At 69.4% G+C, this 3,638-nt stretch carries 3 protein-coding genes, 1 tRNA gene and 1 pseudogene; 2 read left to right on the top strand and 3 right to left on the bottom strand.

The window, feature by feature from the left end; genetic code table 11:
- From ACTWQE_RS33820 to ACTWQE_RS33810, 3 genes and pseudogenes are all read right to left on the bottom strand, one after another.
- Positions 1 to 547 (bottom strand): annotated as a pseudogene (locus ACTWQE_RS33820) (glycosyl transferase); the annotation flags it as partial.
- A 457-nt stretch (positions 548 to 1,004) separates the two neighbouring features.
- Positions 1,005 to 1,688: a FadR/GntR family transcriptional regulator gene (locus tag ACTWQE_RS33815; RefSeq protein WP_443332919.1), complete on the bottom strand. Its 684-nt coding sequence runs from the start codon at positions 1,686 to 1,688 to the stop codon at positions 1,005 to 1,007.
- A 174-nt stretch (positions 1,689 to 1,862) separates the two neighbouring features.
- A tRNA-Lys gene (locus tag ACTWQE_RS33810) sits at positions 1,863 to 1,936 on the bottom strand.
- A 175-nt stretch (positions 1,937 to 2,111) separates the two neighbouring features.
- On the opposite strand from ACTWQE_RS33810, the gene ACTWQE_RS33805 reads away from it, so the two are divergent.
- Positions 2,112 to 2,774 carry a nucleoside/nucleotide kinase family protein gene (locus ACTWQE_RS33805; protein WP_443332918.1) on the top strand — a complete coding sequence of 221 codons (663 nt, stop codon included), beginning with the start codon at positions 2,112 to 2,114 and terminating at the stop codon, positions 2,772 to 2,774.
- A gap of 84 nt (positions 2,775 to 2,858) precedes the next feature.
- Complete coding sequence (locus tag ACTWQE_RS33800) at positions 2,859 to 3,449, top strand: lytic polysaccharide monooxygenase auxiliary activity family 9 protein (RefSeq protein ID WP_443332917.1); 591 nt, start codon at positions 2,859 to 2,861, stop codon at positions 3,447 to 3,449.
- The last annotated feature ends 189 nt before the right edge of the window (positions 3,450 to 3,638 follow it).

The following is a 3,638-nucleotide window of genomic DNA, read 5'->3' as shown; positions in this document are numbered from 1 at the left end:
GGGTCTTCGTCACCATCTCGATGGGCTCTTTGCCGGGCACGAAGGAGGTGAGGAAGGCGACCTTGGTGCCGTTCTCGGGCACCACCGGGACCGGATCGCGCGCCACCAGCGTCGCATGCGCGTTGGAGAGGACGTTCATCGTGCGGAAGAGCTCGATCAGCCCGATCGACACCAGCATGATCGCATCGAGGACGACCAGGGTGTCCGAGGCGTTGTCCCGCTCGGTCCAGTGCGCGGGCTGCAGCAGCCAGACCAGCAGTCCCAGCGAGACCAGCGGCGCCGCGCCCAGCAGCAGGCCCGCCCGTATCCGGTGCGGCTCGTCGGCGAGCAGGCTGCGATAGCGCACTCTGTACGGCTTGTTGGGATCGGGCTGCGTCAGCGGGCCGGCGAGCCGGCTGTAGTGCTCGTAGTCATAGCGCGGCAGCACCTTCTTGGTGCGCCGCGGACCGAGGCGCGAGGCCCCCGTCCGATGCTGCTGGGGTACGCGGAGCCGGGTGGTCCGGGACGCGTCGTAGGAGTGCCGGGCGCCGGTAGGCGTCGACGTCATGAGTCATTCCCCCCGCACGCAGCTGGCTGCGTGTTTCGTATGTCTTCTGAGCCTTGGTCACAGGTCCCCCTCGACCGACCCCGGCCCAGCACTGTCGGGTGGTCGTTCCTCAAGACTTGGAACAACCACCTTCCGGTTGCATGATGCCCGCTCCGACATCTTCGTCCGAACGGGGCCCCCACCCCGTCGTCGAACGCAACCGATCGAGTCCCCCAACTCACAGACCTGTTGGTTCCATTTACGCGGTGGAAGCCATGAGGTCCAGGATAGGGTCCCGAATCAGATGGCTTGATCGCAAGGGTGAAACAAGCTCTTTACCGGTCATATGTGTGCATGAGGGAAACGCTTGTGTCAGATGGGGCGCGGGGATGGCAGGCCTTCCGCTTCGCGCGCCCTCCCCGCGGCGCGCCCTCCCCGGGCCCCTCGGTGCGTACGCCCGGGGCCGGGCCGACGCGTCTCAGCCTTCGCGGTGTGCGGACCGCAGCCGGGTGCGGATGTTCCCGAAGTGGTCGCGTACGGCGGCCTCCGCGCGGACTGCGTCCCCGGAGCGCACCGCCTCCAGGATCTCCCGGTGCTGCCGGAAGGTCACCTTGGGGTCGGGGGAGCTGTCCACCAGATCCGTACGGACCCGGTGGAAGGCGTCCCAGAACGCCTCCACGAGTTCGCTGAGCAGAAGGTTGTCCAGCCCGCGGTAGAGCGTGGCGTGAAAGGCCCGGTCGGTGTCGGCACGGACATCACCACCGGTGGCCTCCTCCTCCATGCGCGCCACGAGCGCGTCCAGTTCGGCGAGGTCCGTGGCGGGCACCCGGCCCGCGAGTCGTGCTATCAGCCCGGTCTCGACCGCCTCGCGCAGTTCCAGGAGCTGGAGGAGGCTGTCCTCGCCGCGGTAGTGCCCGGCGACCGTGCGGAAGGTCAGACCCTCGATCATCGGGGCCATGGACATCGGCCCGACGTAGGTGCCGAAGCCGTGCCGGATCTCGACGATGCCCATCGCCTGGAGCGCCTTGAGCGCCTCGCGGACGGAGTTGCGGCTGACCCCGAGGAGCTCCATGAGCTCGGTCTCGGTGGGCAGCGGAGCGCCGGAGGGCAGCCGCCGGTCGATGATCAGCTTCTTGATCCGCTCCTGGATGTCGCTCGCCATTCCGCGACTCTGCACCGCAACCTCCGTTTTGGCCATCCCCCGACCGTGGATGTGACCATCCCCCGGCCGTGGGGGTGAAGAGCCGCGGCCGGTCGCGGCACGGCTGCCCGGAGAGGCCCCCGAAACGACTCCGGGCCCCTCGCCGACGACGACGAGGAGGCCCAGAGTGTCATGTGCGCCGCCAGGGACTCGAACCCCGGACCCGCTGATTAAGAGTCAGCTGCTCTAACCAACTGAGCTAGCGGCGCTTGCTGACGGAAAGATCCTACCCGATCGGCGGGAGTGCTCCGGACGGCCGCGGGCGGCGGCCGACGGGTCGGGAAATGTGAGGACGGTCACGCGCGACAGTGTCCGCCCTGGCCCCGCTCGGCATGCCTTTCCTGCCGCACCGTCCGCCGCCCGGCAGGCGTACGCTGCGGCCGTATGGAGATCCATGAGCTGGCGGAGGACGCCTGGTCGCTCGTCGGCCGCGGGCGGAAGCCACGGGTCGTCCTCGGGCTGGCGGGGCCGCCTGGAGCCGGGAAGTCCACGCTCGCCCGCGCACTGGTCGCCGAGGTCGTGCGGCGCCACGGCGCCGGCGCGGCCGGCTATCTCCCGCTCGACGGATTCCATCTCTCCCATGCCCAGCTGGAGCGGCTCGGGCTCGTCTCCCGGAAGGGCTCCGCGCCGAGCTTCGACGTCTGGGGGTACGTCGCCCTGCTGAGCCGTGCCGTCGAGGAGACGGGGCACGACATCTACGTACCGGACTACGACCGGACCCTCCACGAGCCCGTCGCCGCTCGTCATCTCCTGCGCCCCGACACCCGGCTCGTCGTCACCGAGGGCAACTACCTCGCCTGCGCCGAACCCGGCTGGACCGAGGCCCGGCGGCTGATGTCCGAGGTCTGGTATGTCGAGGCGCCGGACGCGGTGCGTGACGCACGGCTCGTCGAGCGCCAGTTGGCGGGCGGCCGCACCGCGGCCGGAGCGCGCGCGTGGGTGGACACCAACGACCATCCCAACGGCGAGCAGGTCAAGCGGTGCCGGGAGAACTGCGACCGCATCGTCCCCCCGATTGGTCTGGACATGTCCAACTCCCGGGATTAATCTGCAACTTGGTCTAGACCTGCAGTGCGCTGAGCTCATCCCCCCTGCTCGTAGAACATCCCCCACGTTCTTCAGGAGCGAAGCATGCGCAAACGGATCAGTGCGGCCGTGGTCGGCCTCGGGGTCATAGGTGCCTCGGTTCTCGCCACGAGCAGCGCCACCAGCCACGGCTACACCAACCTCCCCGTCAGCCGGCAGGCGCTCTGCGCCGACGGCACAGTGAAGGACTGCGGCCCCATCCAGTGGGAGCCGCAGAGTGTCGAGGGTCCCAAGGGCTTCCCGTCGGGCGGTCCCGCCGACGGCAGGATCTGCAGCGGCGGCAACAGCCAGTTCGCCCAGCTCGACGACGCGCGTGGTGGGTCCTGGCCGGCCACCAGGGTCAGCGGTGGCCAGAGCTACACCTTCACCTGGCGGCTCACCGCCCCCCACGCGACGACCGACTTCCGCTACTACATCACCAAGAGCGGTTACGACCCCCGGCGGCCGCTCACCCGCGCCGCGCTGGACACCCGGCCGTTCCTCACCGTCCCCTTCGGCGGCGCCCGGCCCGGCACCACGGTCACCCACACGGGCACCATCCCCTCCGGGCTGAGCGGAAAGCATCTGATGGTCGGCGTCTGGACCATCGCGGACACCGGTAACGCCTTCTACGCCTGCTCGGACGTGCAGTTCTGAACCCGCCGCGGCACCCGCCGGTCGGTACGGATGCATGCTGCAGAACTGACGTAGCGTCAAATGACCCGCACGGCCACGGTTGACGGACACCGTTGCGGAGCTCGTACGGAACCGCTGGGCCGGCCACCGGACGGCGTCACGCATGAGCACCAGCTTATCAGCCGGTACCGGTGTGGGGGGGGGGGACAG

Origin of the sequence: Streptomyces sp. 8N706 (assembly GCF_052245415.1) — a bacterium.
In the GTDB taxonomy this organism is placed as follows: Bacteria; Actinomycetota; Actinomycetes; order Streptomycetales; family Streptomycetaceae; genus Streptomyces.
This window is presented reverse-complemented; position numbering and strand designations above follow the sequence as displayed.